Annotated in this window: 29 protein-coding genes and 3 tRNA genes; 19 read left to right on the top strand and 13 right to left on the bottom strand. The window is 58.6% G+C overall.

Annotation, left to right across the window (positions count from 1 at the left end; all coding sequences use genetic code 11):
- Positions 1-9: 9 nt before the first annotated feature.
- The 4 genes from HMPREF3148_RS12895 to HMPREF3148_RS12880 all read left to right on the top strand — a co-directional run bounded on the left by HMPREF3148_RS12895 (position 10) and on the right by HMPREF3148_RS12880 (position 4,120).
- Positions 10-213, top strand: a complete 204-nt coding sequence (locus HMPREF3148_RS12895; protein WP_046646015.1) for a hypothetical protein — start codon at positions 10-12, stop codon at positions 211-213.
- Positions 214-277: 64 nt separating this feature from the next.
- A complete protein-coding gene (locus HMPREF3148_RS12890) occupies positions 278-1,852 on the top strand; it encodes an ABC transporter transmembrane domain-containing protein (protein WP_070509290.1) in 1,575 nt (524 codons plus the stop codon).
- A 92-nt stretch (positions 1,853-1,944) separates the two neighbouring features.
- On the top strand, positions 1,945-3,630 hold the full coding sequence (locus HMPREF3148_RS12885; RefSeq protein WP_236081530.1) for an ABC transporter ATP-binding protein: 1,686 nt from the start codon (positions 1,945-1,947) through the stop codon (positions 3,628-3,630).
- Positions 3,631-3,640: 10 nt separating this feature from the next.
- A complete protein-coding gene (locus tag HMPREF3148_RS12880) occupies positions 3,641-4,120 on the top strand; it encodes a GNAT family N-acetyltransferase (protein WP_049192035.1) in 480 nt (159 codons plus the stop codon).
- A gap of 85 nt (positions 4,121-4,205) precedes the next feature.
- Here HMPREF3148_RS12880 and HMPREF3148_RS12875 read toward each other — a convergent pair.
- Positions 4,206-4,278, bottom strand: a tRNA-Ala gene (locus HMPREF3148_RS12875).
- 171 nt (positions 4,279-4,449) lie between these two features.
- Here HMPREF3148_RS12875 and HMPREF3148_RS12870 point away from each other — a divergent pair.
- From HMPREF3148_RS12870 to HMPREF3148_RS12860, 3 genes are all read left to right on the top strand, one after another.
- Positions 4,450-4,722 carry a class III extradiol ring-cleavage dioxygenase family protein gene (locus tag HMPREF3148_RS12870; protein WP_005530660.1) on the top strand — a complete coding sequence of 91 codons (273 nt, stop codon included), beginning with the start codon at positions 4,450-4,452 and terminating at the stop codon, positions 4,720-4,722.
- Positions 4,723-4,854: 132 nt separating this feature from the next.
- Complete coding sequence (locus HMPREF3148_RS12865; protein ID WP_070419736.1) at positions 4,855-5,703, top strand: polysaccharide deacetylase family protein; 849 nt, start codon at positions 4,855-4,857, stop codon at positions 5,701-5,703.
- Positions 5,703-6,251 (top strand): DNA-3-methyladenine glycosylase, encoded by a 549-nt coding sequence (locus HMPREF3148_RS12860; RefSeq protein ID WP_070509287.1) that lies wholly within the window; start codon positions 5,703-5,705, stop codon positions 6,249-6,251. The genes HMPREF3148_RS12865 and HMPREF3148_RS12860 overlap by 1 nt, the downstream gene beginning before the upstream one ends.
- Positions 6,252-6,257: 6 nt before the next feature.
- Here the strand turns inward: HMPREF3148_RS12860 and HMPREF3148_RS12855 are convergent, their stop codons facing one another.
- The 7 genes from HMPREF3148_RS12855 to gyrA form a co-directional block, all read right to left on the bottom strand.
- Positions 6,258-6,743, bottom strand: a complete 486-nt coding sequence (locus HMPREF3148_RS12855; protein ID WP_070509285.1) for a MarR family winged helix-turn-helix transcriptional regulator — start codon at positions 6,741-6,743, stop codon at positions 6,258-6,260.
- A 42-nt stretch (positions 6,744-6,785) separates the two neighbouring features.
- Positions 6,786-7,670 carry a succinate--CoA ligase subunit alpha gene (gene sucD / locus HMPREF3148_RS12850; RefSeq protein WP_070509283.1) on the bottom strand — a complete coding sequence of 295 codons (885 nt, stop codon included), beginning with the start codon at positions 7,668-7,670 and terminating at the stop codon, positions 6,786-6,788.
- Between the two features lie 8 nt (positions 7,671-7,678).
- Positions 7,679-8,851, bottom strand: coding sequence for an ADP-forming succinate--CoA ligase subunit beta (sucC, locus tag HMPREF3148_RS12845; RefSeq protein WP_049062958.1), 1,173 nt, complete (start codon positions 8,849-8,851; stop codon positions 7,679-7,681).
- 302 nt (positions 8,852-9,153) lie between these two features.
- Positions 9,154-9,226 (bottom strand) — tRNA-Ala (locus HMPREF3148_RS12840).
- Between the two features lie 9 nt (positions 9,227-9,235).
- A tRNA-Ile gene (locus tag HMPREF3148_RS12835) sits at positions 9,236-9,312 on the bottom strand.
- A gap of 123 nt (positions 9,313-9,435) precedes the next feature.
- Positions 9,436-9,780: a DUF3566 domain-containing protein gene (locus HMPREF3148_RS12830; protein WP_034657287.1), complete on the bottom strand. Its 345-nt coding sequence runs from the start codon at positions 9,778-9,780 to the stop codon at positions 9,436-9,438.
- 3 nt (positions 9,781-9,783) lie between these two features.
- Entirely contained in the window at positions 9,784-12,354 is a 2,571-nt protein-coding gene (gene gyrA, locus HMPREF3148_RS12825; protein ID WP_049152009.1) for a DNA gyrase subunit A, read from the bottom strand.
- Between the two features lie 77 nt (positions 12,355-12,431).
- Between gyrA and HMPREF3148_RS12820 the strand changes: the two genes are divergently transcribed.
- The 4 genes from HMPREF3148_RS12820 (at position 12,432) to HMPREF3148_RS12805 (ending at position 13,647) form a co-directional block, all read left to right on the top strand.
- A complete protein-coding gene (locus HMPREF3148_RS12820; protein ID WP_005530675.1) occupies positions 12,432-12,644 on the top strand; it encodes a hypothetical protein in 213 nt (70 codons plus the stop codon).
- Positions 12,641-12,910, top strand: coding sequence for a hypothetical protein (locus HMPREF3148_RS12815; protein ID WP_005530678.1), 270 nt, complete (start codon positions 12,641-12,643; stop codon positions 12,908-12,910). The genes HMPREF3148_RS12820 and HMPREF3148_RS12815 overlap by 4 nt, the downstream gene beginning before the upstream one ends.
- A gap of 69 nt (positions 12,911-12,979) precedes the next feature.
- Positions 12,980-13,420, top strand: a complete 441-nt coding sequence (locus HMPREF3148_RS12810) for a DUF6918 family protein (RefSeq protein ID WP_005530680.1) — start codon at positions 12,980-12,982, stop codon at positions 13,418-13,420.
- 20 nt (positions 13,421-13,440) lie between these two features.
- Positions 13,441-13,647 (top strand): nitroreductase family protein, encoded by a 207-nt coding sequence (locus HMPREF3148_RS12805; protein WP_005530682.1) that lies wholly within the window; start codon positions 13,441-13,443, stop codon positions 13,645-13,647.
- A 98-nt stretch (positions 13,648-13,745) separates the two neighbouring features.
- Here the strand turns inward: HMPREF3148_RS12805 and gyrB are convergent, their stop codons facing one another.
- The 5 genes from gyrB to dnaA form a co-directional block, all read right to left on the bottom strand.
- A complete protein-coding gene (gyrB, locus tag HMPREF3148_RS12800; protein WP_005530684.1) occupies positions 13,746-15,800 on the bottom strand; it encodes a DNA topoisomerase (ATP-hydrolyzing) subunit B in 2,055 nt (684 codons plus the stop codon).
- A gap of 135 nt (positions 15,801-15,935) precedes the next feature.
- On the bottom strand, positions 15,936-16,457 hold the full coding sequence (locus tag HMPREF3148_RS12795; protein ID WP_049064461.1) for a DciA family protein: 522 nt from the start codon (positions 16,455-16,457) through the stop codon (positions 15,936-15,938).
- Entirely contained in the window at positions 16,450-17,628 is a 1,179-nt protein-coding gene (recF, locus tag HMPREF3148_RS12790) for a DNA replication/repair protein RecF (protein WP_049064454.1), read from the bottom strand. Before recF ends, HMPREF3148_RS12795 begins: the two co-directional genes overlap by 8 nt.
- Entirely contained in the window at positions 17,628-18,809 is a 1,182-nt protein-coding gene (gene dnaN / locus HMPREF3148_RS12785; protein WP_005530690.1) for a DNA polymerase III subunit beta, read from the bottom strand. The genes recF and dnaN overlap by 1 nt, the downstream gene beginning before the upstream one ends.
- A gap of 593 nt (positions 18,810-19,402) precedes the next feature.
- Positions 19,403-21,016 (bottom strand): chromosomal replication initiator protein DnaA, encoded by a 1,614-nt coding sequence (gene dnaA, locus HMPREF3148_RS12780; protein ID WP_005530692.1) that lies wholly within the window; start codon positions 21,014-21,016, stop codon positions 19,403-19,405.
- Between the two features lie 611 nt (positions 21,017-21,627).
- Between dnaA and rpmH the strand changes: the two genes are divergently transcribed.
- From rpmH to HMPREF3148_RS12745, 8 genes are read left to right on the top strand one after another with little or no spacing between them, the layout of a single operon-like run.
- Positions 21,628-21,771 carry a 50S ribosomal protein L34 gene (rpmH, locus tag HMPREF3148_RS12775; protein ID WP_005530694.1) on the top strand — a complete coding sequence of 48 codons (144 nt, stop codon included), beginning with the start codon at positions 21,628-21,630 and terminating at the stop codon, positions 21,769-21,771.
- 2 nt (positions 21,772-21,773) lie between these two features.
- Complete coding sequence (rnpA, locus tag HMPREF3148_RS12770) at positions 21,774-22,133, top strand: ribonuclease P protein component (protein ID WP_034657288.1); 360 nt, start codon at positions 21,774-21,776, stop codon at positions 22,131-22,133.
- Positions 22,134-22,180: 47 nt separating this feature from the next.
- Positions 22,181-22,396, top strand: a complete 216-nt coding sequence (gene yidD, locus HMPREF3148_RS13400) for a membrane protein insertion efficiency factor YidD (protein WP_005530697.1) — start codon at positions 22,181-22,183, stop codon at positions 22,394-22,396.
- A gap of 9 nt (positions 22,397-22,405) precedes the next feature.
- On the top strand, positions 22,406-23,398 hold the full coding sequence (yidC, locus tag HMPREF3148_RS12765) for a membrane protein insertase YidC (protein WP_005530700.1): 993 nt from the start codon (positions 22,406-22,408) through the stop codon (positions 23,396-23,398).
- A 25-nt stretch (positions 23,399-23,423) separates the two neighbouring features.
- Positions 23,424-24,032, top strand: a complete 609-nt coding sequence (gene rsmG, locus HMPREF3148_RS12760; RefSeq protein ID WP_034657290.1) for a 16S rRNA (guanine(527)-N(7))-methyltransferase RsmG — start codon at positions 23,424-23,426, stop codon at positions 24,030-24,032.
- 10 nt (positions 24,033-24,042) lie between these two features.
- Positions 24,043-24,891, top strand: a complete 849-nt coding sequence (locus HMPREF3148_RS12755; RefSeq protein WP_049160470.1) for a ParA family protein — start codon at positions 24,043-24,045, stop codon at positions 24,889-24,891.
- A gap of 6 nt (positions 24,892-24,897) precedes the next feature.
- A complete protein-coding gene (locus HMPREF3148_RS12750; protein WP_049064449.1) occupies positions 24,898-25,911 on the top strand; it encodes a ParB/RepB/Spo0J family partition protein in 1,014 nt (337 codons plus the stop codon).
- A complete protein-coding gene (locus HMPREF3148_RS12745; RefSeq protein ID WP_005530708.1) occupies positions 25,911-26,486 on the top strand; it encodes a hypothetical protein in 576 nt (191 codons plus the stop codon). Before HMPREF3148_RS12750 ends, HMPREF3148_RS12745 begins: the two co-directional genes overlap by 1 nt.
- Positions 26,487-26,501: the final 15 nt, after the last annotated feature.

The following is a 26,501-nucleotide window of genomic DNA, read 5'->3' as shown; positions in this document are numbered from 1 at the left end:
GGAGAATTGATGAGCTTCGAGTCCCTCATTGTCAAGCTCAAGAGCGGTGCGACCTACTACTTCCCTGCTGGTTCCGTCAGCGGCGATCCTTCGCATCGAGTAGACAATCTCCGCTTTGCTATCGAGAACGGCACCACGTTCCACTCCGTGGATGACAGTGGCATCGACCGCGAGTTCTCGGGTTACGACGTGTCGAATTATCACCTCGCTTAAGAGCCCTTAAAGGCCGCCTTTCTAGTGAATTAGAAGGCGACCTTTTCTTATAGGATATGCAGCTATGACTGTCTATCCTCGCATGAAAACCTGGTCCTGGTATCTACCAGATCAGCCTCCCACCGGGGAAACTTCTCTCACCGAAACCACCAATTGGGCAAAGCCTGGTGCTGCCACTCGGCGGCTGCTGTTTGCCCAGCCTGTTGGCGTGGTGGGCCTACTCATAGCGGCCGCCATCAACTCACCGTTGGGTGCGCTGGTCTCCGTGGTCATTGGTCAGGCCACGCAGTACGCATTCAGCGATCCTTCCTGGCGAACACTGGGCGTTCCCGTACTGGTCACGGCATTGCTGCTCTACATCATGTACCTAGCGGAGGCCACAGCGGACGCCTTCACGGATCTTAGCCAAGCTCGCACCACGCATACCTTGCGCTTGGGCCTTTTACACAAGCTTCTCGACGCCTCCACCAAAGGACTCAGCCCCGGCCGCCTCCTCAACACGATGGACGAGGACTCGCACTACATCGGCCAACTCAAGCAGGTGCTTAACTTCCCGCTTTTCATGGCGGGATATCTCATCGGTGCCATCTTCAGCCTGGCTCCGATTTCCTGGGTGGTTTCCCTCGGGCTCATCGTGGGCGCGATCCTGACCGCCATTGCTTCGTGGGCCACCGCAAAGCCCCTGACGGGCGTTGCATCTGCCCGGCGCGCCAAGGAAAACACTGCGCTGGCCCTGGCCACTGACTTTGCCCAAGGCTCGCGCGTCATCAAAGGTCTCGGAGCCAACGAGGTGGCCAAAGAACGCTTCACTCTGGCTGCCCACGACGCCCTTATTTCGATGCTCCGCGAACTGCGCCTGAGCGTCCTGTTGTCGTGGCTGCGCCAAATGGTGCCCACCCTTTTTGCCGTCTTCCTTCTCACGTGGACGGCCTGGCAGACCTTCGAAGGAAACATCGAGCCCGGCGGCATGATGTCTATTACGATGCTCGCTCCTCCCGCGCTCACCGCGTTGGGCTTGTCGCTCGGCCATCTCACAGAGAACTGGGCAAAGGGCCAGGCGTCGGTGGAACGCGTGGGTGAGTTGCTGCAGGACCTGGGCAAAGGGGACGTCGCCAAGCAGGGCACCCCGGTAGACCTTGAACCAGGGCTCAACGTGTGGATACCGGAGACGGCTAAGGGCCGCGCGCTTGTCGACGCCTGGACCACCCACCTTTCCGCCCACGGTGCTCTTTGCCCGCCGCACCGCATCTCAGTTTTGGAGGGCACCCTGGCCGATAACATCGACCCGCTTGGCACCCTCCCCGCACAGCAGGTGCACGCTGCGCTGGAGGCCGCCGCCTGCGGCGACATCGTGACGCGCCTGAGCGGCTTTGGGCACGACGGCACTCTGCCTGACTCCCCCATCGGCGAGGCCGGCCTGAACCTTTCCGGTGGCCAGCGGCAACGCGTGGCTCTTGCCCGTGCGCTCGCGCAGGATCCCGAGGTGCTTGTGCTCGATAATCCCACCACGGGTCTCGACTCCCTGACCTTGGCCACCGTGGCCGAGCGCGTGGCTAAGCTGCGCCGCGGACGCGTGACCGTGGTGATAACCGCCGCCCCGACGTGGGCCGCCAACGCGGACAAGGTGGTGGCGCTGTGAGTCAGTCTCGTGCAGATGCACTTGCGCCGGCTTCAGCGCGCGAATCGTGGCGCTTCCTCAAGACTTTGCCCTCGGCGCCAACGCGCCCGAAGATGCTGCTGGTCTTTGCCGTTTTCACCGTCACCATCGTGATGATGAACTTAGGCTCCCAGGTCTTGGGCCGCGTGGTGGACATCATCCAAGGAATGGAGCTGCCTGTCATCGGCTCGGGCCGCCCAGCGATGCTCGCGGCGCTAGGCATCATTGCCGCAGCGCTTATCGCGGAGGTTACCGGCCGCGCCATCGGAGGCTACATGATCAATGCCAAGGCGCGGCGCCTAGCCGTGGACCTGCGCACCGCGGCGCTGGATTCGGTGCTGCGTGCGCCGGTTCCCCGCGTGATGGAGCTGGGCACGGGCAACGTGATTACGCGTTTGTCCAAGGACATCGACACCGTGGTCACCTCTATCTCCATGATGGGCGAGCGCCTGGCCGTCACCCTGTTCATCCTGCCACTCACCGCGCTGAGCATGGTGCTCATCCACCCGGCTTACCTGCTGATCTTCGCGTTGGCGGTGCTTATCATGTACCCGTTCATCAAAGGCACCATCCGCGACATCCCGGAGATAGCAAATGAGGTCTCCTCCGTCGAGGCGCGCCGCAACAACGTCTTGCTCGACACCATCCGCGCCTTGGACACCCTGCGCCAATTCAAGCTCGGCGGCTGGGCCGAGCAGCGCATGGAGCGCTACTCCTGGGATACGGTGCAGGCCTGGGGCGATAAGGTCCCGCTCATCAACCGCATCATCGGCCAGGGCTCCATCAGCTTCGCGGTGCTGCTACTCGGAACCTTGTCCATGTCAGTGCCGATGGTGGCCTGGGACTGGGTCACGCAGGGCCAGGCGGCGGCTGCGGTGCTGCTGGTCATGCGCCTTGAGGTGCACGTATTCAACATCTTGTTCTTTGCCGGCGAGATCCAGCATGCGGTCACTTCCCTAGGCCGCGCGGTTGCGTTGGCGCTGTTGAGCAGTGATGTTCCGGACCAAGAGCAGGACTCTCTTTCGGCTGCGCCAGCGATACGCATCGACGGCGTCACCTACTCCTACCCCGGCGGCGCGGAGGTTCTGCACGGCATAGACCTCACCTTAGAGGCTGGTACCACGACCGCGCTGGTGGGCACCTCGGGTGCGGGCAAGTCCACTCTGGCGGCGCTGGTGGCGGGCCTGCAGTACCCCACGACCGGCACCATTCACCTCGATGCGGTGGACACCGCCACGGTTCCCAACACGTGGGTGACCGAGCACGTCGCGCTCATCACCCAGGAGGTTCACCTGTTTTCCGGCACGCTTCGCGACGACCTCCTCCTCGCCCTCCCCGGCGCCTCCGACGCCCAATTGTGGGCGGCGTTGCACGAAGTCGGCCTGGACGAGTCCTCGCGCTGGCTGCCTGACGGTCTCGATACGTTCATCGGCGCAGGTAACGAGGAAATCGGAGCGGAGGCCTCACAACAAATTTCGCTAGCGCGCATGATTTTGCGTCAGCCGCCGGTGCTCATCATGGATGAGGCGACGTCGGAAGCCGGCTCCGAGCATGCTGCGGTGCTGGAGTCTGCGGCACGTGCTGTAACCCGCGGGCGCACTGCGTTGGTGGTGGCTCACCGCTTAGACCAGGCCCGCGAGGCGGATCGCATAATCGTGATGGAGCAGGGCGAAATCGTAGAGGACGGCACGCACGCCTCCCTCATGGCGCTCGGCGGCCGCTATGCCAAGGCTTATGCGCAGTGGGAGCACGGCCACTAAGCTGGCCACCATGTCTGATTTCGAACTGCGCCCCTTAAGCGAGGCGGACCGCACCTACTTGGCCCGCCTCAACTTCCTCACGGACACTTTCGGTGAGGAGCACAAGGAGCTCACGCCGCAATTCGACGCCGACTTCGACTACTACCTCGCCGGATGGGAGCCCTCCCGCGGCGGCTTCATCGCGTGGGAGGGCAACGTTCCCGCTGGTGGCGTGTGGCTGAACTGGGGAACTGAGCAGCGCCACGGCTACGGGCACGTGGAAGAGGGAATTCCGGAGCTCGCCCTTGCTGTGGAGCCGCGCTACCGCTCGCAGGGCATGGGCACTTTACTTATTCGCGCCGCCACGGACCTCGCCCGCGACTTAGGCGCTCCCGGCGCCTCGCTCTCGGTGGCCCTGGCCAATGAGCGTGCGCACCGGCTCTACCTATTTATGGGGTTCGAGCCGGTCGGTGAGTCGGAGGGCCATGTGGTGCTGGTGAAGCGCTTCTAGGTCTAAGTAGCAAACGTGTCAGGAACGGTGCATGCACCAAACAACAAAGAAACCCGACACCATCACGGTGCCGGGTTCCGGGCTGTGGAGCATAGGAGAATCGAACTCCTGACCTTCTGCTTGCAAAGCAGATGCTCTACCAATTGAGCTAATGCCCCAGTGCGGTTAATACTACTCCACCGAGCCCGCGCGAAAAAATCCCCACCACAACACACCTAATTTACTTTACTTTTAAAGTAACCCGCCCAGCAGGCGCAATCTTCGATCTCCGTGAACGGGCAATTCCCCTAGCTGACCAGCACCGCCGTTGGCAGCCCAGCGACGGACCCATGCCCGCCCTCTTCGTCAGCCACAGTGCCTACGCCGGACACCACCTCGATGCCTTCGATGAGTGGGCGGCGCATGCCATTCACGCGGGCGACGTCGACAAGCTCATGGCCTACATGGACAAAGCACCGGGCGCGCGCATTGCCCACTCCACCGCCGATCATTACGTGCCGTTGCTGCTGACCATGGGCGCGGCCGACGACCCTCGCACCGCCAAGACCGTGTTTACTCGGCGCGGACTGGGCAACCACATCCGTTCGATCCAGGTGGCATAGGCTTTTACGCGAGTCACATTAGCCACAAAAGATAACAATTTTCACTTCTGTTGCGTGTCACTAGGGTTTTTATAGGAAGTAGCCACCATAATCAAGGATCTGTCCACTCCTCGCTTAGAAAGGTCCTTCACCATGCGCCGCCTCGCTGTTGCCACCGTTGCCTTCCTCACCGCCGCGGCCCTACCCGCGACGGCACAGGCCGCTCTTCCCCCGCTGCCCACGGTTGAACTACCGGCAGTTCAGCTGCCTAACCTCCAGCAAGAAGCCGACCGCTTCCTCAACACCCTTCCGCCGGAGTGGGGTTCCTCGCGGCCAGCACCGGCAGCGCAGCCCGCTCAGCACCCCGCACAACCAGCACAGTCCGCAGCGAAAACCGCCCCCAACTGCGCCAACTGCGTGGCCATCACCTATGACGATGGCCCCAGCCCCCTCACCAACCAGCTCCTCGACACCCTGAAGTCCAAGAATGCCCACGCCAGCTTCATGGTCCTAGCGCCCAACGCCACCGCGCACCCGGAGCTATTGCGTCGCATGCAGGCGGAGGGCCATACCATCGGCAACCACACCAACACGCACCGTGAGCTGAACAAGCTCGCTGCCGGCGACGTCGACGGGGAAATCAAGGCAGGTGCCGGCGCCATCAAGGCGGCAACCGGCCAGAGCCCTCGTTGGCTGCGCCCGCCGTACGGCGCCACCAACGGCACTGTCGACGCCGCGGCCAAAGCCAACGGCCAAGCCGAGGCCATGTGGTCTGTGGACACGCTGGACTGGAAGGACCGCAACTCCGAGCACGTATGCAGCGCTGCCGTCAGCGGCGCGCAGCCAGGCAGCATCATCCTCATGCATGACATCCACGCCACCACGGTTAATGCTGCCAGCTGCGTCATCGACGGTCTGCGCGCCAAGGGCCTCGAGCCGGTCAGCCTCGATACTCTTATCCCCAACCCACAGCCCGGAAAGCAGTACTACTCTCGGAGCTAATGATTGATTTCTCGGCCCCCGCAGATGTCGTTGCACCCCAACTCTTGGGGGCAACTCTCACCTTCAACGGCGTCAGCATCCGCCTCACCGAGGTTGAGGGCTACCTCGGCGAGGATGACGAGGCAGCGCACACCTACAACGGCCAGACCCCGCGCAACGCTACGATGTTCGGCCCACCCGGGCGCCTTTACGTCTACGCCTCCTACGGCATCCACCGCAACGGCAACATCGTGTGCGCCCCGGAGGGCACGGGCCAAGGATGTCTACTACGCGGCGGCGAGGTCATCGAAGGTACCGAGCTCGCTTTCCGACGCCGCGGCACCACCGACTTCCATAACCTCGCCCGTGGGCCGGGGAACCTCGGAAAAGCACTGGGATTCACGCTGGAAGATAACGGCACACCAATTCAACTCACCGAGCGTGAGCAAGAGCCGGAGTGGGTCTGCGGGCCGCGAATTGGCATCAGTAAGAATAAACAAGCACCTTTGCGCTTTTGGATTCCTTTCGACAAGACCGTCTCGGCGCGCAGAGGCCTGCCGCCGAGCTAATGAGGCCTAGTAACGCCCGCCGTAGCGTTCATCGCTCTCGATGGCCGCGAGGATGCGATCGTTGATCTGGTTGAGCTGGCGCACCTGCGTGCGAGTGAGGTTGTCCATCACGGAACGACGCGCCTGGGCGGCGTGCCCAGGCGCGGTGGCGACAACCTTATCCCAGCCGGCGTCGGTAAGCTGCGCCAGCGTGGTGCGGCCATCATTCAGATCTGGACGGCGCGTAACCCAACCTTGCTTCTCCAAACGCGTGACCACCTGGCTAAGCCGAGAGAGCGAGCCGTTCGCCGTGTACGCAAGGTCGCGCATGCGCATCTCACGATTCTCCGACTCGGAAAGACGAGACAGAACGGTGTACTCGAAGAAGCTCAAGTCGGCGTCGTCACGCAGCTGGGCATCCAGAATGCTGGTTAAGCGGATGGTGACTCCCATGAGGGATACAAAGGAAGAGAGTTCCTCCTCATCGAGCCACTTCTTGTCCTTCTCGGTCATGAAATTTATTCTAGCAACGAAGGTTTAGAGGTTAAGCATCTGCTAGGCAGATTTCAGCGCTTCCCGGAGAAGCTGCGCCGCCTGACTCGGAGTCTTGCCGACCTTCACGCCGGCCTCCTCAAGCGCAGCCTTCTTGCCCTCTGCGGTTCCGGATCCTCCAGAGACAATCGCTCCTGCGTGCCCCATGGTTTTGCCCTCCGGCGCGGTAAAACCAGCAATGTAGGCCACCACCGGCTTGGTCACGTGCTCCTTGATATAGCGTGCGGCATATTCTTCGGCGTCGCCGCCGATCTCGCCGATCATGATGATGGCCTCGGTCTCGGGGTCCTTCTCAAAGGCCTCGATGGCCGTGATGTGGGTAGTTCCGATGATTGGGTCACCGCCAATGCCCACGCAGGTGCTAAATCCAATGTCGGAGAGCTCATACATCATCTGATAGGTCAGCGTGCCAGACTTGGACACTAAACCAATCTTGCCCGGGTTCGGAGCAGTCTCCGCTGGGATGATGCCTGCGTTGGACTGGCCAGGGCTATAAAGACCTGGACAGTTGGGGCCAATGATGCGGGTCTTCGACTCGCGCGCAAGCGCGAAGAGCTCCGCGGTGTCCTTGACTGGAACTCCCTCGGTGATGATGACGACCAGCTCGATGCCCGCGCGGATGGCTTCCTCAGCCGCGTCCTTGGTGAACTTGGCGGGGACGAAGATGACGGTGACGTTGGCGTCGGTTGCCTGCATAGCCTCGCGCACGGAGCCGAAGACTGGAATCTGCTGGCCCTCGATGTCGACGCGCTCACCGGCCTTCTTGGGGTTGACGCCGCCCACGATGTTTGATCCGGAGGCGAGCATGCGGCGTGTGTGCTTCATGCCCTCGGCGCCGGTCATACCTTGGACGATGATGCGGGAATCCTTGTTGAGAAAAACAGACATTGTTACTCCTATTCAGCCAGCTCCGCGGCCTTGCGAGCCGCTGCGTCCATGGTGGAAACCTGCTCCAGCTTGGGCAGGTGCGCGTCGTCGAGAATGCTGCGTCCAAGCTCTGCGTTGTTGCCGTCGAGACGTACGACGAGCGGTTTCGGCTCGATTCCATCGGAGGCCAGAATCTTGTAGGCCTGCACGATGCCCTTGGCCACCTCGTCGCAGGCGGTGATTCCGCCGAAGACGTTGACAAATACGGACTTGACCTGGGGATCCCCGAGGATCACTTCGAGGCCGTTAGCCATGACTTCTGCGTTGGCACCACCGCCGATGTCAAGGAAGTTCGCGGGCTTGGGTTGATTAGGCAGATCCTCGCCCGCATATGCCACGACGTCGAGCGTGGACATCACCAGGCCCGCGCCGTTGCCGATGATGCCCACCGAGCCATCCAGCTTTACGTAATTCAGGCCCATCTGCTGCGCCTTGAGCTCCAGCGGATCCGTGGCACCGTGATCGTGCAGGGCGGCATGCTCGCTGTGGCGGAACTCCGCGTTGCCATCGAGCGTCACCTTGCCATCGAGGGCGATGATGTCACCCTGTGCGGTCTTCACCAGCGGGTTAACCTCCACCAGGGTGGCGTCTTCCGCAGTGTAGACCTTGTAGAGCTGCTTAAAGACGGGCACAAGCTTGGCGACGTCCTCCTCCACAAAGCCTGCTTCATAGGCCATGTCGCGGGCGAGAGTGTCTGTCATACCATCGAGGGGAGAGAAGCTGCGGCGAATGAGCGCTTCAGGACGCTCCGCGGCGAGCTTTTCGATCTCCACGCCACCTTCCTTGGAGAGCATCGCTAGGTAGCGGCGCTTGGTACGGTCCAAGAGGATCGAGAAGTAGTATTCCTCGGCGATGTCGGCGCCCTCGGCCACCATGACCTTGCGCACGGTGTGGTCTTTGATCTTGAGGCCGAGGATTTCCTCGGCCTTTTCTGCCGCCTCAGCTGGGCTCTTAGCCAGCTTCACACCGCCAGCCTTGCCGCGGCCGCCAGTCTTGACTTGGGCTTTGACCACAACAATGGGCGTGCCGAGCTTGGCGGCTGCTTCTTCGGCCTGGACGGCCGAGGTAGCGACGATGCCTCGCAGGGTGGGTACGCCATGCTTTTCGAAAAGGTCCCTGGCCTGATACTCGTAGAGGTCCACTGGATCTCCGTTTCTCGCAATTTCTGGATGGACAACTCTTCACAGAATCGCGGAAATCTGGCACCGAATCAACAGGTTAGGAGACATTCGTAAATGGCAACTTAACAAGCTTTACGGTTCGCTGAAATTTTGTCCTAACCTGCTCAATTATTCGATTCTCTAGACGAATAGCAATTAGCTAAGTTCGCCATTGGGGGCACCCGCCCCCCCTGCTCTTCATCCTGTCGATGAGTGCCGGGAACGGTGCACGCCCCCAAACAACAAAGAAACCCGACACCATTACGGTGCCGGGTTCCGGGCTGTGGAGCATAGGAGAATCGAACTCCTGACCTTCTGCTTGCAAAGCAGATGCTCTACCAATTGAGCTAATGCCCCATTGTTCCGTGGTGGGCCTAGCAAGAATCGAACTTGCGACCTCATCGTTATCAGCGATGCGCTCTAACCGACTGAGCTATAGGCCCTTGTGCGGAACGAGTTGTAACTTTACATACTCTTTGCGAGATAACACAAATCGTATGGTCAGAGGGCTAATAAAAGCAGAAAACCGACACTTAAAATCAGGTGCCGGTTAAATGCTTTTCGTCTTAGTCGACGCTCTCTTGGATACCCAGTTTGAAACCACCGAAGACGTCCACGATGGAGTTGTAGATGAACGCCAGTAGCGGAGCCATCAACGTGCCGAACACGGCCACGATGGCACCGATCAACGCCGAGATGGACAAGACCACACCAAAAGTGACCTCGAAAGCGCCACCCACGCCGCCAACCAGGCTATTGAGGGAATCCCAGATTCCCGCCTGGTCCAAGGCGAAGTACAAGATGCATACCGCGAGGATCCATGCGACGAGGCCGACGAGGGACATCGCCAAGCCCACGCGAAACGCCGACATTGGGGAGATTCGCGTAAGGGTTACGTCTCGTCTTGCCATGGATTACTCCTCGTTGCCCTCATCATTAGTGTTCTTCGAATCCGCAATCTTCAGGTGCTCCTGCTGAACATCCTCCACGGACTTCTCGCCCTTGGCCACAGCCTGAGCGTCTTCCTCACCATGGTCCTCAACGTTGCGGTCGATTGCAAGCAATTCGACGTCGTTGGAAAGGTTGACCAGGCGAACGCCCATGGTCGCACGGGAAGAAGGACGGATCTGGTTAACCTCAGTACGGATAACACCGCCAACAGAGGTGATTGCGAAGATCTCGTCTTCCTCGTCCACTGCAATCGCACCGATGAGCTTGCCGCGCTTCGGGGTGTATTTGAAGGTCATCACGCCCAGGCCGCCACGGCCCTGCGGGGTGTATTCCTCAATCGCCGTACGCTTGCCATAGCCGCCGGAGGTGGCCACGAGCAGGTACCCGCCGTCGTGGACCACGGACATCGACAGCAGCTGGTCATCGCCGCGGAAGCGCATACCCTTCACACCGGCTGTTGCACGGCCCATCGGGCGCAGCTGGTCGTCGTCAGCCGTGAAGCGGATGGCCTGGCCCTGCTCAGAGGTCAGCAGGATGTCATCGCCTTCGTCGACGAGGGAAGCACCGATGAGCGCATCGCCCTCGTTGAGGTTGATAGCGATGAGGCCAGCAGAACGAGCGGACTCATAGTCGGTGAGGCGGGACTTCTTGACGCGGCCCTGCTTGGTGGCCAGGACGAGGTAAGGAGCGTCCTCGTAGGACTGAATCTGAATGACCTGTGCGATCTTCTCCTCCGGCTGGAACTCCAGCAGGTTAGCCACGTGCTGGCCACGTGCGGTGCGGCCTGCCTCCGGCAGCTCATAAGCCTTGAGGCGGTAAACACGGCCGAAGTTGGTAAAGAAGAGGATCCAGTCGTGCGTGGAGCAGACAAAGAAGTTCTTGACGATGTCGTCCTGCTTGAGCTCCGCACCGCGCACGCCCTTCCCGCCGCGCTTCTGCGCCTTGTAGGCATCAACCTTGGTGCGCTTTGCGTAGCCAGTAGAGGTGATCGTGACGACCACGTTCTCGCGGGCGATAAGATCCTCGTCAGTGACGTCGCCAGAAGCGGCCACGATCTGGGTACGGCGCTCATCGCCGTACTTTTCGACGATCTCAGCGAGCTCGTCGTGGACGATCTGACGCTGGCGTTCCTCGCGGGCGAGGATATCCTTGAGGTCAGCAATGATCTCTTCGATCTCAGCCAACTCGTCAATGATCTTCTGACGCTCCAGGGCTGCCAGACGGCGCAGCTGCATCGCCAGGATGGCGTCTGCCTGTACATCATCTACCGCGAGAAGGGTTTTTAACCCTTCTCGCGCTTCGTCGACCGTTGGGGAACGGCGGATAAGCGCGATGACCTCGTCGAGCATATCGAGGGCCTTGACCAAACCACGCAGGATGTGGGCGCGCTTTTCGGCCTCATCCAGACGGTACTGGGTACGGCGAACGATGACCTCGATCTGGTGCGCAACGTAGTAGCGCAGCATCTGATCCAGACGCAGGGTACGCGGCACGCCATCGACGATGGAGAGCATGTTGGCACCAAAGGAGGTCTGCAGCTGGGAGTGCTTGTAGAGGTTGTTGAGCACGACGCGAGCGACGGCATCGCGCTTCAGGGTGACCACGATGCGCATGCCGACGCGGTCGGAAGACTCGTCCTCGATCTTGGCGATGCCGGCGATCTTGCCGTTAGCCACGGACTCTGCGATGTTGGAGATCATGTTGTCCGGGTTGACCTGGTACGGCAGCTCGGTGATGACAATGGTCTGGCGGTTGCCGGACTCCTCGATGGAGGTCACGCCGCGCATACGGATGGAACCGCGGCCAGTGGTGTAGGCATCCTTGATGCCCTGATCGCCGACGATGAGACCTGCGGTTGGGAAGTCTGGGCCCTTCACGCGCTCCATGCAGGCTGCAAGTGCTTCCTCATCGGAGGCTTCTGGGTTATCCAGCAGCCAATAGATAGCCTCAGCCAGCTCGTTCAGGTTGTGCGGCGGGATGTTAGTGGCCATACCAACGGCGATGCCGCCAGAGCCGTTCATCAGCAGGTTCGGAACGCGGGAAGGCAGGATGTCAGGTTCCTGGGTTTTGCCGTCGTAGTTCGGGGAGAAGTCGACGGTGTTTTCGCGAATGTCACGGACCATTTCCATGGCCAGCGGGGTCATGCGGCACTCGGTGTAACGCATTGCCGCTGGGCCGTCGTTGCCGCGGGAACCGAAGTTACCCTGGCCGTCAACCAGCGGGTAGCGCATGTTCCAGGACTGCGCCAGACGCACCAACGTGGCATAAATTGCGAAGTCACCGTGCGGGTGGAACTGACCCATGGTGTCAGAAACCGGGCGGGCGGACTTTACGTAGCCGCGCTCTGGGCGGTAACCCGAGTCAAACATCGCATAAAGGATGCGGCGGTGCACGGGCTTGAGGCCATCGCGAACCTCCGGAAGCGCACGGCCGACGATGACGGACATGGCGTAGTCGATGTAGCTCGACTCCATCTCCTCGTTGATATCAATCGGTTGAATACGATCAAAAAGATCGCCATTTTGGTCACTCATAACCGCAAATTCTACCCTCTGAGGCCTCCAGCGCCTCTTACGCCGCGCTGGTGATATCACAGTGATACCGTTTAGGCATGGCCATGACCCTTCGTTTAACACCTGAACAAGACCACGCGCTCACGCTCCTCGCCTCCGCCCAAGGCACCTCCAAGCACGAGGCGGTGGTGCGCGCGGTAGTTGCGGCTGCAGCACGCACGCTTTCCGACGCCGCCGTGCAAGACACCGCACGCCACCTCCTCCCCGGCCGTGCCGAGTTGGAAGCCGAAATCCGAAGGGCCCGCCCATGACGCCTGAGCAGCTCCTTCTCGTCGCCCGCGAGTTCTGCGCCCAGCACAAGGTGACGGTGACGAACTTTGGGGCATTGGTGGCCGCGGCGTCGTTAAGCACGGCGAAAATGGAGGGAATCGCAATCCACGGAAACAGGGTCCAGGCCGCCCGGGCCATGCGCGACCTGCTCGTGGCCTACCCCGCTTTAAACGCGCACAACGACGCCTTTGCCACTGTCTGCGCGCGCGTCTACATGGAAATAGAAGACAGGCTTTCTTTACGCTGACTTATTACTGCCCAGCTTCTCTCAAACGCGCCACCTCCGAAACCTTGCAGCTTCAGTAGGATTAGGCGCATGTCTAGTCTTTCCCAGCTCCTGGAAACCCCCATCCGCACTGCTGTGGTGGCAGAACTCGTCTCTTTGGTGGACAAGGTCGTCGCTGAGCAGTCCGGTATCACCGGCATGGCCATCAAGGGCGCGGTTTCCGCGGCAAAGAAGGTCGACTCCGACATCGTTTCCAAGGGCATCAACCGCATGCTCCCAGATCTGCTCGGTGAGCTGGAGTCTTACTGGCAGGAATTCCAGTCTTCCGCACAGGATGATTTTGGCTCCTACCTCGGCGGCAATGACAAGCGGGTCACGGATTCCTTGATGAACGTGGCAGACCGCAACGCCGATCAGATCAACAACGCGGCCCTGGCTAAGGCCTACAACTCTCTGCGCAACAAGGTCTCCAAGATCGTTGAGCCTCACGTCCCTGAGTTCGGCCGCATCCTACAAAAGCACATGCATTAAAGGGGTGTAGTCTGGCCCGCATGACTTCAAGCAATAACTATTCTGAATTCATCCGCAGCCGCCACTCTGCCCGTGCCTACCTGCCGGAATCCATCCCGGCAGAGGTAATTGAGCAGGTGCTTATCGACGCCCAATCGGCACCGTCTAGCTCCATCTTCAACGTTGAGCCGGGCCATGCTGACCTTTCCGAGAGCGTCACGCTTCCCGGAATCGACGTGGAACTGTAAGACGTATTAACCGCTAAAACAAGCTAAAGGCCTTGTAGATCATGTTTCTACAAGGCCTTTAGCTTTATCGGTCTGCGTGCAGGTCCGAACACCTAAAATTAAACGTCCAAGAAGCGAACGTCCTTCGCGCGGCGAGTAATGAAGGAACGGCGAGCCGAGACATCGTCACCCATGAGGATGGAGAAGAGCTCGTCAGCACGCTGCGCGTCTTCAAGGTCGACACGGCGCAGGATACGGGTGGACGGGTCGAGCGTGGTCTCCCACAGCTCGGACGCATTCATCTCGCCCAGACCCTTGTAACGCTGGATGCCGTCATCCTTGTTGATCTTGCGGTTGTTCTCCAGGCCCTCGGCGAGCAGCTTGTCGCGCTCGTCGTCAGAGAAGGCGTAGCCAGGTTCACCCTTGCCCCACTTGAGCTTGTACAGCGGCGGATTAGCCAAGTAGACGTGGCCATCCTCAACCAGCTGCGGCATGAAGCGGAAGAGCAGTGTCAGCAGCAGGGTTGCGATGTGCTGGCCGTCAACGTCGGCATCGGCCATCAGCACGATCTTGTTGTAGCGCAGCTTCTCAATGTCGAACTCTTCGTGGATACCGGTACCCAGAGCAGTAATGATTGCCTGGACCTCGGCGTTCTTCAGAACCTTGTCCATGCGGGCCTTCTCCACGTTCAGGATCTTGCCGCGCAGCGGCAAAATTGCCTGGAACATCGAATCACGGCCTGCCTTTGCGGAACCACCTGCGGAGTCACCCTCCACGATGTAAAGCTCCGAAATCTTCGGGTCCTTGGAACGGCAGTCAGCGAGCTTACCGGGCAGACCACCCAGGTCCGTTGCAGACTTGCGACGCACCATCTCACGGGCCTTACGCGCTGCAACACGTGCGTGCGCGGAGGAAACAGCCTTGTTGATGATGGCCTTTGCCTCAGCCGGGTTAGCATCGAACCAATCGTTGACGTGCTCGTTTACGGCACGCTGGACAAAGCCCTTGATCTCAGAGTTACCAAGCTTGGTCTTAGTCTGGCCCTCGAACTGTGGGTCACCGACCTTGACCGAGATGACTGCGGAGAGACCCTCACGGCAGTCCTCACCAGAAAGGTTGCCATCCTTTTCCTTGATGAGCTTGTGTTCCTTGGCGTAACGGTTCATCAAGGAGGTCAACGCAGCGCGGAAGCCCTCTTCGTGAGTACCGCCCTCATGGGTATTAATGGTGTTCGCAAAGGTATGAACAGACTCTTTGTAGCCCTGGTTCCACTGTAACGCCACCTCAACCTCGTGATCCTCTCCCTTGACATCGAAAGCCACGATGGTCGGGTGAATGGAGGTCTTGGTCTTGTTGAGGTGCTTTACGTAGTCAATCAGGCCGTCTGGGTAGTGGTAGACAACCTTCTTCTGCAGCTTCTTTGCCGGCTTTTCCTCGCTCGGACCATCAGCTTCAGCGTCAACGTCAATGTCATCGAAGGACTCAGCTTCGAGAGCGGTCTCACCAGACTCAGCATCGGCGATTGCCTCGAGCTCGAGCTGCTCCTTGGTCACGCGCTCGTCGATGAGCTCGATAGTCAGACCCTTGTTCAGGAAGGCCATCTCCTGGAGACGGCGAGCAATGGTCTGGTAGTCATACTCGGTGGTCTCGAAGATCTCTGGATCAGCCCAGAAACGGATGGTGGTACCCGTTCCGCGCGCGTTTCCGCCCTCGACCAGTTCATCAGGAATAGCGTTAGAGAAGTTCTGGTACCAGTGCTTTCCATCGCGCTTGATCTCTGCTTCGACGCGGGTCGACAGTGCATTCACGACGGAGATACCGACACCGTGCAGACCACCGGAAACGGCATAGGAATCAGAGTCGAACTTACCGCCGGCATGCAGCTGGGTCATAACAACCTGGACGGTTGGAGCACCGGTAGCGTGCATCTCAACAGGAATGCCGCGGCCATCATCGATGACCTCGACGCCACCGTCAGCGAGCAGCTTGACGACGACCTTGGTGGCATAGCCAGCCATTGCCTCGTCCACCGAGTTATCTACAACCTCCCAAATGAGGTGGTGTAGACCGCGCACACCGGTAGAACCGATGTACATACCCGGGCGCTTGCGGACGGCCTCGAGGCCTTCCAGGATGGTAATTGAACCGGCATCATATGCGTGTTCTTCAGCCACGGAAACGTGTACTCCTTTTGGCTATAGCAAAATCTAAGACTTTAGCCATTCTACACGGTGTCCCCCTACTGAAGAGCACTCCACACCAGTCAGAGGGCGGAATTTAGCCCGATTTTTCGATCCGAGTTTTATAGCCTATCCGTAAGTATCTTGCGATCCTTGGGGCTTTACCCACTGCCGGCCTTGGTAGTTTCGATGCTGCTTTGGCCCCTGAATCCGCAGCTCAACGATGACATCGGGACCTAAGCGCTCCGCAATTTTCTTAAGGATCTGGCGCTGCAGATATCGCAGTTCGGTGGCCCAAACGGAAGCATCACAGGAAATATAAACCACTTTATCCTTGATGCGCTCGGGCTTTGTGTGGGCGGCGATCCGCTCCCCCACCAAATTGGTCCAGTTGCCCATGACCCATCCATCGGCAAGATCACTCTCCCAGCCACGGCGGGAGATTTCCTTGCTCAATGCGGCCCCGAGACTAGGGACGTCGAGGCTGCGGCGCAGGCGCCGGCCATCGGGTCCAGTGGGCCTTCCCACCTGATATTTCCGTTGCTCCTTGGGAGCCTCGACGTTCATCTTTGGCGCAGGTCTGTTGAGCTTTGGCGCGTTCTTGGAATTCGCGCGCACACGATCAAAGAAGTCCTTGACGGGATCAGTCATCGCCACTCACTTGGTCATCAACTTTTGAAATTTCAGAAATTCTGCCATCCTCGGTGTCTGTCACCGTGACCTCGTAGCGCACGATGGGTTCCAGGTTGCCCGGCAGATCTTCATCAACGGCAGCGGTAATTAACACTTGCTCGGCCTCTGCAGCAAGATGCACGAGCTTTTCCCTGCGCTTGGCGTCCAGCTCAGCGAAGACATCATCAAGGATGAGAATCGGGTCGGTTCCATCTTGGCGCAACAAATTGAACTCGGCCAAGCGCAAAGAAATGGCGTATGACCACGTCTCGCCGTGGCTGGCAAAGCCCTTGGCGGGTTGCGTACCAAGGTTCAACACCAAATCGTCGCGATGCGGCCCCACCAAGGAAACTCCGCGTTCGATCTCACGCTGCCTCTTAGCAGCAAGTTCTGTCAGCATCACGGCTTCCAGAACTTCCCGATCAGAAACATCGATGGTGGACTTGTACTCGATATGAGCCGGCCGCGACTCCGGCGCCAGACCTGCGTAGGCGGAAGGAATGAGTTCCGACAGGGCGTCGACAAGCGCCAAACGTGCCTCGATGACCTGCGCACCGAGACGTGCCAGCTGCGCATCCCACACGTCCAAGGTGGCTAAGGCCGAGGCACCATCGCTGTCCCCGTACCCACGACGCAAGCTTGACGACGCCGACTTCAGCAGCGCATTGCGCTGCTTCAAGACCTTGTCATAATCGGCCTTTACGCCTGCTAAACGCGGGGTGCGCGACGCAATGATGTTGTCCAAATAGGTGCGGCGCTCAGCGGGCTCGCCGCGCACGAGCGCAAGATCCTCCGGGGAGAACAACACGCTCTTAACCACGCCGAGTAACTCACGCGGACTCTTGAGCCGCGTGCGGTTGATCTGCGCTTGGTTGGCTGCATGCGGCTTGATGAGCAGATGGGCAGTCAGCTCTCGGCCCTGGTTTACGGCCGTCGTCGAAATGCGTGCATTTACTGCACTTTGTCGCACCAACGGCGCGTCATGGCTGACGCGGTGCGAGGACAAATGAGCTACGTATCCAATGGCCTCGACGATGTTGGTCTTGCCGTAGCCGTTGCGTCCGACGAACAACGTGATTCCCGGGCCGAGCTCAATGCTGAGCTCAGGCCACGAGCGAAAATCCCGGACGTCGAGTTCGCGGATGAACATTAACCTGGCAAGCGAACCGGCATGAGAAGGTAGGTGAAGTTAGTCTCCGGGGTTGGAAAGACTCCATCTTCATCTGCCAAAGGCATCTCTTCCGGCTCTGGGATCATGATGGCTGGGCGGGAAGGCTCGGTGAATCCGAAGACAACACGGTCGGTATGAACGACGGCCAAGCCGTCCTTCAGGTAACTCGGGTTGAAGGCGATGACGAATTCATCGCGGCCGGTGAAAGCGCATGGCAGGGTCTCATCGGCCTTACCGGAATCTGCACCAGCAGCCAGGGTGACCTGGCCTTCTGAGAACTCCATGCGGATCTGCGCGTTGCGGTCAGTCAGCAGGGACACACGGCGGATGGCTTCCTGCAGCGGCGCAACCTCGATGCTTGCCATAGCGGTGTGCGTCTTTGGCAGCAGCGGGGAGACGTTGGGGAAGTCTGCATCGAGCATGCGAGTGGTGGTTTCACGGTTGTCTGCGTGCAGACCGAACAGGCCTTCAGCGCCGATGTTCTCACCGGTACCCACCGCGATCTCAACCGGGATGTTGAGGTGAGTATCCAGGGAGCGGCCGGTGTCTTGCAAGGTCTTTGCAGGGACCAAGAGCTTGGCCTCGACGTCAGGTGAGGTGGGCTCCCATTCGAAGGTGCGCATGGCCAGGCGGAAACGGTCAGTGGCTGTCATTTCTACGTGAGAGCCGTGGATTTCCATGTGCACACCGGTGAGCATAGGCAGGGTGTCATCCTTGCCTGCTGCAGAGGCAACCTGGCTGATGGCCTCAACGAAGAGCTGTGGGTTCACCGTGCCGGTGACCTCGGGCAAGACTGGCAGCTGCGGGTAATCATCAAGCGGAATGACAGGCAGCTCGAAACGTGAAGAACCACAGGTCAGCAGCACCTTGGAGTCCTGCTGAGTCATCTCCACCTCCTTGTTCGGAAGAGAGGCAACGATGTCCGCGAGGAGTTTTCCTGCAACGGCGATGCGGCCTGGCTCATCGACCATGGCAGCGATGCGGACGCGGGTGGAAACCTCGTAATCAAAGCCCGTGAATTCCAAACCATTGTCATCCGCGGTGATCAGCATTGCGCGAAGCACTGGCTGCGTCACCTTGGAGGGCAGGCTGCGGGCTACCCAAGCAACTGCGTTGGCCAGATCATCCTTGGCAACACGAAATGACACAGATTGGTCCATGGTCTCGACGAGCTCCTTGCTGGGTTGTTGTGGTGAGGCGTTCTAACGCGGTGTTTTTGTAAGTCACAAAAGCTGTTTCCAACTTACCGCATAGCTCCGACACGACAGACTTTTGTAATTCACTCTTTGCTCTGGGCCTTGGGCCCAGCGGAGCGTCGAATTACACACATCCTCTTTTTACTTCATAGATCAGAGAATTTAGTTAGTAGTAGTAATAACCGTTGTGAGATCTGTGGATAACCCTGTAAATGACAAGCTCTTTGCACTGATCAGCGTTGTGATCTGAGTTGTGGGATCTGTGTGATCAAATGACAAAAATTGTGAGTAACTGGGCGGGTGTCGGTTTTATCCACAACCTATCCCCAGAATTGTGGAATTTGATCACAGCGCTGATCACAGGCTCCTGATCAGCGGGAATGCGCTGTGGAAAAGAAATTTGTGAGGAAGATCTACGAATTACAACAATGAAATTACACAACTGTGAATAACGCTGTGGATAAAAAATAACCCGCCACCTAGGCAGGTGGCGGGCGGTTTTAAACAGAAGCTGGCGGTGAATACTCAACACCGAATACAGAACACCGAATACAGAACTAAGAGTGGCTGTGATTCTTGATGCGTTGGGTCAGCGCCTGGATCTCGTCATAGGTATTGCGATTTTCTGTCATCTCCTTACGGATCTTGCGGTCTGCATAGATAACAGTGGTGTGGTCCTTGCCTCCGAATTGATCACCGATCTTGGGCAATGACAATTCAGTGAGCTCGCGGCACAGGTACATGGCGAGCTGACGCGCGTGCGCGACGGCGCGCTTCTTTCCAGCACCGCGCAGGGTCTCGACGTCGATATTGAAGTACTCTGCGGTGACCTCCATGATGGCGGTTGCTGTAATTTCGCGACCCGCGGAGTCCGGAGCGAGATCATGCAGAGCAATTTCTGCCATCTCCAAGCTGATCGGCTCGTTGACCAAGGAGGAATAAGCAGAGACGCGAATGAGCGCGCCTTCCAACTCACGAATCGAAGATTCAAAGCGCGAAGCAATCAGTTCGAGCACCGAGCGATCGACTTCCGTGCCATCCGCGGCAGCCTTCTTCATCAAAATCGCAATGCGCGTTTCGAGATCTGGCGGTTGGATGTCCGTGATGAGGCCGCCCTCGAAGCGGGTACGCAGGCGATCCTCCAGGGTGGTCAGCTGCTTTGGCGGACGGTCGGAGGACAAGATGATTTGTTTGTTGGCCTGGTGCAACGCATTAAAGGTATGGAAGAACTCCTCTTGCGTGGACTCCTTGCCTTCCAAGAACTGAATGTCATCAACCATCAAGATGTCGAGGTTGCGGTAGCGGCGCTTGAATGACTCTTGGCGGTCATCTCGCAGGGAGTTGATGTAGTCGTTCGTAAATTCCTCAGAGGATACGTACTTCACGCGCAGGCCCGGATGCAGCAGCTGCGCGTAATTTCCGGCAGCGTGCAAAAGGTGAGTCTTACCCAGGCCAGAACCGCCCCAAATGAACAACGGGTTATAGGCACGCGCAGGGTTCTCAGCCACGGCCACGGCCGCGCCATTGGCGAAGCGGTTTGAAGAACCAATAACGAAATTTTCGAAAGTGTGCTTCGGGTTCAGCGACTCTTCCCTATTGGGATCATGAGCCGGTGCCTCGCGCGGAATGCGGGCATTGGAGTGTTGTTGCTGGTTGTAGTGATTGGCAAGCTCATCCAAGCTGGCCGGAGCGTGGCTGGTTTGCCAGGCTGGTGGCTGTGTTTGGTTGGCTTCCTGCTGGATGGGACGCTGAACCTGCTGCTGGTTAGGTTGCGGCACAGAGTGCTGCCCGTAGTGCTGCGTCGAAGCAGATGACTGAAACGGCGCCTGGTTTTGAGGCTGGCTTTGAGTGCTGGCGGTGTCGTTAAGCGCTGCGTCATCCTCCGGGTTCGCCAGAGTTACAGCGAGTGAACATGGGCGACCCAAATGGCGTGCGAGGGCGCGCGAGATGTGCGGACCTAAGTCATTCTCGATGACGGATTTGGCCGTTTCGTTGTGTGCTGCCAGCAACGCATAACCATCCATCATCATGATGGGTCGCGCGAGCTGCAGGTACAGCCGCTGCGTGTGGTTAAAGTTCGGTACATCTGAGTTGGGTTTCTCAGATTGAGCGAGCAGGTCTTCGACTACTGCTCGCCAGCTGGCGTTAAGCACCGCTTGTTGATCAGACAAAGCGCCTACCTTGTGTGGACCCTAGTGTGGGACCCTAGTTTGGACGGAGAAAATAACAGTGAATTTCACGGAAGTATCCACATTGGGATTTGCGGTACGACCTCGATCTCCACAGAGTTATCCACAAGTGTGGATGAATTGTTTATCCACAGCCTATCGGATAGCTGTGGATAACTCGCTATAGGGTACTTTAGGGTCTTTAGCTGCTAAAATGCAAAAAGTCTAAAGTGTAGATTTAGAGTTATTCACAGTCTGTGGGTAGCTGTGGAATTCGATTCTTTAGTTTTACCGCCGAGTTAGCGGGACTGTCTAACGCTTTTCGGCGCTTGCACGGCGTGAACTTAAAATGCAAGCCGCCGTATGTGCTCTGACCCCGCAAAGTAGCCGTTTAGCTGCAGATAAAAACATCTTTGTAATTCTGGGTACACCCGGGTGTCGATTTGTTTCAGGGTGCATTCGTCACGTAATCTGTCATGGTCTATCGCAACAAACCGATGTTGCGCGTGAGGGTGAACCCATCCGAGGGTTACTAACCACTCACGCAACCATTCATCAGTGGGGCTCAGGAATTTACTTCCCGGAGCCCTGCGCACAACTTCAAGGAGATAATCGTGGCAAAGGGTAAGCGTACCTTCCAGCCCAACAACCGTCGTCGTGCTCGTAAGCACGGCTTCCGCACCCGCATGAGCACCCGTGCAGGTCGCGCAATCGTCGCAGCTCGCCGTAAGAAGGGCCGCGCAAAGCTGTCGGCATAATCGTGCTTCCAGCCCAGCATAAGCTCACCTCACCCGCGGAATTCCGCAGGACGATTAAGGGCGGGCGCCGGGCGGGTACACGCACTGTTGTTGTGCACTACCGTAACAACAAAAGCCAAGACTTAAGTCACGACATCGCAGCCTCTGGCCCGCGATTCGGACTTGTGGTCTCGAAAGCCGTCGGGAACGCAGTGGTTCGCCACCGCACCTCCCGGCGGCTTCGGCATGTGTGCATGTCGCTTTTCGACGCCCTCCCTCCCACCGCCGACATTGTCATCCGGGCGCTTCCTGCTAGCGCAGCGGCCTCTAGTGAGCAACTCGCAAAAGATATCCGTAAGGCACTGCGCAAATGGGATATCTAAATTCCTCCGGTGAGGAAATACCGCACGCGCATGGGGCGGCAAAACCGATGGTGAAGGCGGTGCGCTTCTACCAAAAGTATCTGTCACCCCTTAAGATGGTTTCCACCTGTCGTTTTGAACCGACATGCAGTGCCTATGCCCTTGAAGCACTCTCCGTTCACGGAGCTTTCAAAGGCACCGGCATGGCCATCGCTAGGGTCTGCAAATGCGGCCCTTGGCATCCGGGAGGATTTGATCCTGTACCCGGCACGAACAACAACTGAGGAAAATCCTTGCTTAATTTCATCTACTGGCCAATCTCGGCCGTCCTCTGGTTCTGGCACTGGCTGTTGAGCTTCGTGATGGATCCCGCCCAGGGCATCACGTGGATTCTATCCATTGTCTTGCTGACGTGGACACTGAAGGCTGTGATGGTCAAGCCAACCATTACCCAGCTGCGCTCGTCCCGCAAGATGCAGGAAATCCAGCCGCAAATCCAGGAGCTGCGTACCAAGTACGCGAATGACCAAACCAAGGCTGCGCAAGAGATGCAGCGCATCTACAAGGAATCTGGCGTTCGCCCGATGGCAGGCTGCCTGCCAGTCTTAGCTCAGATCCCAATGTTCATTGGTCTGTTCCACGTTCTGCGCTCCTTCGACCGTACGGTTCAGGTCGCAGGTGGCATTGGACACCCAGCAGGCGAGCCGATGAGCGTCGACGCCAACGCGAACACTGCGAACTACATCTTCAAGCCGGAATTGGTGCAGCAGTTCCTGGACGCCAAGATCTTTGGCGTTCCGCTGATTGCTAACTTGCGCGTGAACTCGCCGATTCTGGATCAGCAGGGCATCACGATGTCGCAGGCAGCGGTCATCATCGTTCCGTTGATTGTCATCATTGCGGTTTTGACCCACTTCAATGCCCGTATGTCGCTCAACCGCCAGGAGGCACGCCGTGCTTCCGGTAAGACTGCCGCCCCGCAGGGTCAGAACGCGGAGATGATGCAGCAGCAGATGGCCATCATGAACAAGATGATGCTCTGGGTCATGCCAGGCATGCTGGTCTTCTCCGGTGCTATTTGGCCTATTGGTTTGCTGTTCTACATGTTGGCCAATACCGTCTGGACCTTCTTCCAGACTCGCATCGTGTACAAGAAGATGGACGAGGAAGAAGAGCGCGAGCTGGCTGCTAAGGCTGAGCTTAAGCGCACCTCTGCTCCTAAGCCGGGCGTTCGCAAGAAGGACAACCGCACCAAGAAGCAGCGCAAGAACAGCAACAACAACTAAACACAACCTCACACAGGAGTTTTAAGTGTCCGAATTGGACCCGTCTGAAGTATTTGGCTCCCGTCTGCACCTCGCGCAGACTTACCACGATTCACTCGCTACAGACGGGTCCATTCGTGGTTTTATGGGCCCCCGCGAAGTGCCTCGCCTATGGGATCGCCACATCCTGAATTGCGCCGTGATCGGCGAAGTGATGCCGGAAGGCGCCCGCGTCATCGACGTCGGAAGTGGCGCAGGCCTGCCTGGCATCCCACTGGCTATCGCCCGCCCAGATCTCGACATCACTTTGATTGAGCCACTCCTCAAGCGCTCTAATTACCTCCTAGAGGTCAAGGAGATGCTCGGCCTCGACAACGTCACCGTTATCCGTGGCCGCGCCGAGGAAGGCCCTGTGAAGAAGGCTGTGAAGGGTGCTGACATCGTTACCTCCCGCGCAGTCGCTCCGCTGGGCAAGCTCGCCAAGTGGTCTCTGCCGTTGGTGAAGATTGGCGGCGAGATGATTGCACTCAAGGGTTCCTCGGTTCATGAGGAGCTGGAGCGTGACGCCGCTGACATCAAACGCGCGGGCGGCGGAAAAGCCGAGGTCACAACCATTAAGGGCACGACTATCATCCGTGTCCCTCGCGTGAACTAGAGTAGACGGCATGACTAATCCACGTCTTATCACCATCGCGAATCAGAAGGGCGGCGTCGGCAAGACCACGTCGGCTGTCAATCTTGCCGCGGCACTTGCTGAAGCCGGCAAGAAAGTGTTGGTGATCGACCTGGACCCGCAGGGCAATGCCTCCACTGCCGTGGGTGCTGCTCATACCTCGGGCACTGACTCTAGCTATGAGGTACTTCTCGGGGACCGCACCGCGGAACAGGCTATGCAGTCCTCCCCCGGCAGCCCTAACCTCTTCTGCATCCCAGCCACGATTGACTTGGCGGGTGCTGAGATCGAAATGGTCTCCTTGGTGCGTCGTGAGTTCCGTCTTTATGACGCGCTGCACAAGGGCTTCCTTGAGGAGCATGGCTTCGAATACGTTTTCATCGATTGCCCGCCTTCCCTCGGCTTGCTCACCATCAACGCAATGACGTGTGCCGAAGAGGTCATCATTCCTATTCAGTGTGAGTACTACGCCCTGGAGGGGGTGGGCCAGCTGTTGGGTAACATCTCCATGATTCGTGAGCACCTCAACGAGGAGCTACACATCTCCGCGGTATTGCTCACCATGTATGACGCCCGCACGAAGTTGGCCGAGCAAGTGGCTAGTGAAGTGCGCGAACAGTTCGGTGCCGTAGTTCTTGGTAATGTAATTCCGCGTTCGGTGCGTGTGTCCGAGGCACCAGGTTATGGCAAGACTGTTATTCAATATGACCCAACCTCCACCGGTGCGCGAGCTTATTCGGCGGCGGCCCGGGAACTGAATTCCCGCGGTGATTATCGCCCACACCCCACCACTGGCGCCATTGGTGTTAGCCCAGAGATTTACGCGGAATTGGAAGGATAATAAAGCATGGCAGAACATAAGCAAGGTGGACTCGGTAAAGGTCTGGCAGCTCTTATTCCCTCCGGCCCTGATTCACCCTCCCGTAAGCCGCGCCTGGGCAACGACGCTGCTGACATCATCCTTGGTGCTGCTACCGGCGGTCCAGCTGGTGATAAGCGCCGCGTGAAGGGTGCTCCGACTATCCAGCAGTCCAACTCCAAAAAGCGTCAGGCCAAGCCTTCCGTCATCGGAGCCACCTACCGTGAGATTGCGGTCGGTGACATCATTCCGAACCCTAAGCAGCCACGTACCGTCTTTGACGAAGAGGGCCTCGCAGAGCTTGTTCACTCCATTAAGGAGTTTGGTCTCCTGCAGCCGGTCGTTGTGCGCCCGGCTGATGAGGGCGGCTTCGAGCTCATCATGGGTGAGCGCCGTTGGCGTGCATCCTCCAAGGCAGGGCTTGCAACCATCCCGGCGATTGTCCGCGACACCAAGGATGACGACCTCCTGCGTGATGCGTTGCTGGAGAACATCCACCGCGTTCAGCTGAACCCGCTGGAAGAGGCGCATGCCTACCAACAGTTGCTGGAAGAGTTCGGTGTCACCCAGAACGAGCTGGCTGATCGCATTGGCCGTTCCCGCCCGCAGGTGACCAACATGATTCGCCTGCTCAAGCTTCCGGTCAACGTCCAAAAGCGCGTTGCGGCCGGCACCTTGTCGGGCGGCCACGCCCGTGCAATTCTTGGTCTTCCGGACACCGAGGCCATGGAGATCGTGGCTAACCGCGTCATCGCAGAGGGCCTCTCCGTGCGCGCTACTGAGGAGGCTGTAACCCTCTACAAGAAGGGCGAGAAGCCACAGCAGGAAAGGAAGCCTGCTGCTGCCCAGCCGCAATACTTCACCGACTCTGCTGAGCGTCTTTCCGATCGCTTTGACACCAAGGTCACCGTGACCATGGGTAAGCGTAAGGGCAAGATGGTCGTGGAGTTCGGAGATCAGGAAGACTTTGAGCGCATCCTCGCGCTCATCGAGGGCAAGTAATGCTGGTCGAGTCCGTCAAGGAAGGGGTGACCATCAACCCCTTGGCGGCTCGATCTGTTTTCTGGGAGCTCAAAACTGCCGTCGTTGATCCGGCCTTTGAGAAGGAGGCTTGGATCTCGGCGATGCTGCTCAGCCACGGCGACTGTGGACTTACCGTTGGCGATGAAGCCACGGTGTTCTTTTGCCCTTCCGAGTACGCACCAGGTGCCGCGAAACTTCCTTCCTCACCGGTATCTGAAGATGCGGCTATTTTGTCCTCGTTGTTTGTGAAATCGCACCGTGCGGCGCGGGGTTTAGAAGCAGTGCTTCTCGACGCCGCGGTGATGAACCTTACCTCGCGCGATTTCAGCGCTGTCGAGGCTTTTGGCTACCGCGACGCCAAGGAAGCGGAGTTCCTCCTACGCGAAAAACCCGCCTTCATCGGGTTGCTTCCAGTGGAAACACTCGAATCAGCGGGTTTCATGGTGGTGCAAGACCACCCAATTACGCCTCGTCTGCGCCTTGATCTCCCACCAGCATTCGATCTGCTTTCGGATGCGGCAGTGGAAGATATGCTGGCTAGGGCCTTGGCCTAAGCCCTTGGCCCACGT

Source organism: Corynebacterium sp. HMSC05D08, from assembly GCF_001807215.1.
GTDB lineage: Bacteria > Actinomycetota > Actinomycetes > Mycobacteriales > Mycobacteriaceae > Corynebacterium > Corynebacterium striatum.
This window is presented reverse-complemented; position numbering and strand designations above follow the sequence as displayed.

What these genes read in the sequence shown, in the direction of transcription:
- HMPREF3148_RS12830 (WP_034657287.1), bottom strand. Translation starts at nt 9,780, where the DNA reads ATGGCAAGACGAGACGTAACCCTTACGCGAATCTCCCCAATGTCGGCG.
- HMPREF3148_RS12880 (WP_049192035.1), top strand. Translation starts at nt 3,641, where the DNA reads ATGTCTGATTTCGAACTGCGCCCCTTAAGCGAGGCGGACCGCACCTAC.
- HMPREF3148_RS12865 (WP_070419736.1), top strand. Translation starts at nt 4,855, where the DNA reads ATGCGCCGCCTCGCTGTTGCCACCGTTGCCTTCCTCACCGCCGCGGCC.
- HMPREF3148_RS12750 (WP_049064449.1), top strand. Translation starts at nt 24,898, where the DNA reads ATGGCAGAACATAAGCAAGGTGGACTCGGTAAAGGTCTGGCAGCTCTT.
- sucD (WP_070509283.1), bottom strand. Translation starts at nt 7,670, where the DNA reads ATGTCTGTTTTTCTCAACAAGGATTCCCGCATCATCGTCCAAGGTATG.
- HMPREF3148_RS12810 (WP_005530680.1), top strand. Translation starts at nt 12,980, where the DNA reads ATGTCTAGTCTTTCCCAGCTCCTGGAAACCCCCATCCGCACTGCTGTG.
- yidD (WP_005530697.1), top strand. Translation starts at nt 22,181, where the DNA reads ATGGTGAAGGCGGTGCGCTTCTACCAAAAGTATCTGTCACCCCTTAAG.
- HMPREF3148_RS12855 (WP_070509285.1), bottom strand. Translation starts at nt 6,743, where the DNA reads ATGACCGAGAAGGACAAGAAGTGGCTCGATGAGGAGGAACTCTCTTCC.
- HMPREF3148_RS12795 (WP_049064461.1), bottom strand. Translation starts at nt 16,457, where the DNA reads ATGACTGATCCCGTCAAGGACTTCTTTGATCGTGTGCGCGCGAATTCC.
- dnaN (WP_005530690.1), bottom strand. Translation starts at nt 18,809, where the DNA reads ATGGACCAATCTGTGTCATTTCGTGTTGCCAAGGATGATCTGGCCAAC.
- recF (WP_049064454.1), bottom strand. Translation starts at nt 17,628, where the DNA reads ATGTTCATCCGCGAACTCGACGTCCGGGATTTTCGCTCGTGGCCTGAG.
- HMPREF3148_RS12890 (WP_070509290.1), top strand. Translation starts at nt 278, where the DNA reads ATGACTGTCTATCCTCGCATGAAAACCTGGTCCTGGTATCTACCAGAT.
- HMPREF3148_RS12755 (WP_049160470.1), top strand. Translation starts at nt 24,043, where the DNA reads ATGACTAATCCACGTCTTATCACCATCGCGAATCAGAAGGGCGGCGTC.
- gyrA (WP_049152009.1), bottom strand. Translation starts at nt 12,354, where the DNA reads ATGAGTGACCAAAATGGCGATCTTTTTGATCGTATTCAACCGATTGAT.
- HMPREF3148_RS12885 (WP_236081530.1), top strand. Translation starts at nt 1,945, where the DNA reads ATGCTGCTGGTCTTTGCCGTTTTCACCGTCACCATCGTGATGATGAAC.
- HMPREF3148_RS12805 (WP_005530682.1), top strand. Translation starts at nt 13,441, where the DNA reads ATGACTTCAAGCAATAACTATTCTGAATTCATCCGCAGCCGCCACTCT.
- HMPREF3148_RS12860 (WP_070509287.1), top strand. Translation starts at nt 5,703, where the DNA reads ATGATTGATTTCTCGGCCCCCGCAGATGTCGTTGCACCCCAACTCTTG.
- HMPREF3148_RS12895 (WP_046646015.1), top strand. Translation starts at nt 10, where the DNA reads ATGAGCTTCGAGTCCCTCATTGTCAAGCTCAAGAGCGGTGCGACCTAC.
- HMPREF3148_RS12870 (WP_005530660.1), top strand. Translation starts at nt 4,450, where the DNA reads ATGCCCGCCCTCTTCGTCAGCCACAGTGCCTACGCCGGACACCACCTC.
- HMPREF3148_RS12820 (WP_005530675.1), top strand. Translation starts at nt 12,432, where the DNA reads ATGGCCATGACCCTTCGTTTAACACCTGAACAAGACCACGCGCTCACG.
- HMPREF3148_RS12745 (WP_005530708.1), top strand. Translation starts at nt 25,911, where the DNA reads ATGCTGGTCGAGTCCGTCAAGGAAGGGGTGACCATCAACCCCTTGGCG.
- HMPREF3148_RS12815 (WP_005530678.1), top strand. Translation starts at nt 12,641, where the DNA reads ATGACGCCTGAGCAGCTCCTTCTCGTCGCCCGCGAGTTCTGCGCCCAG.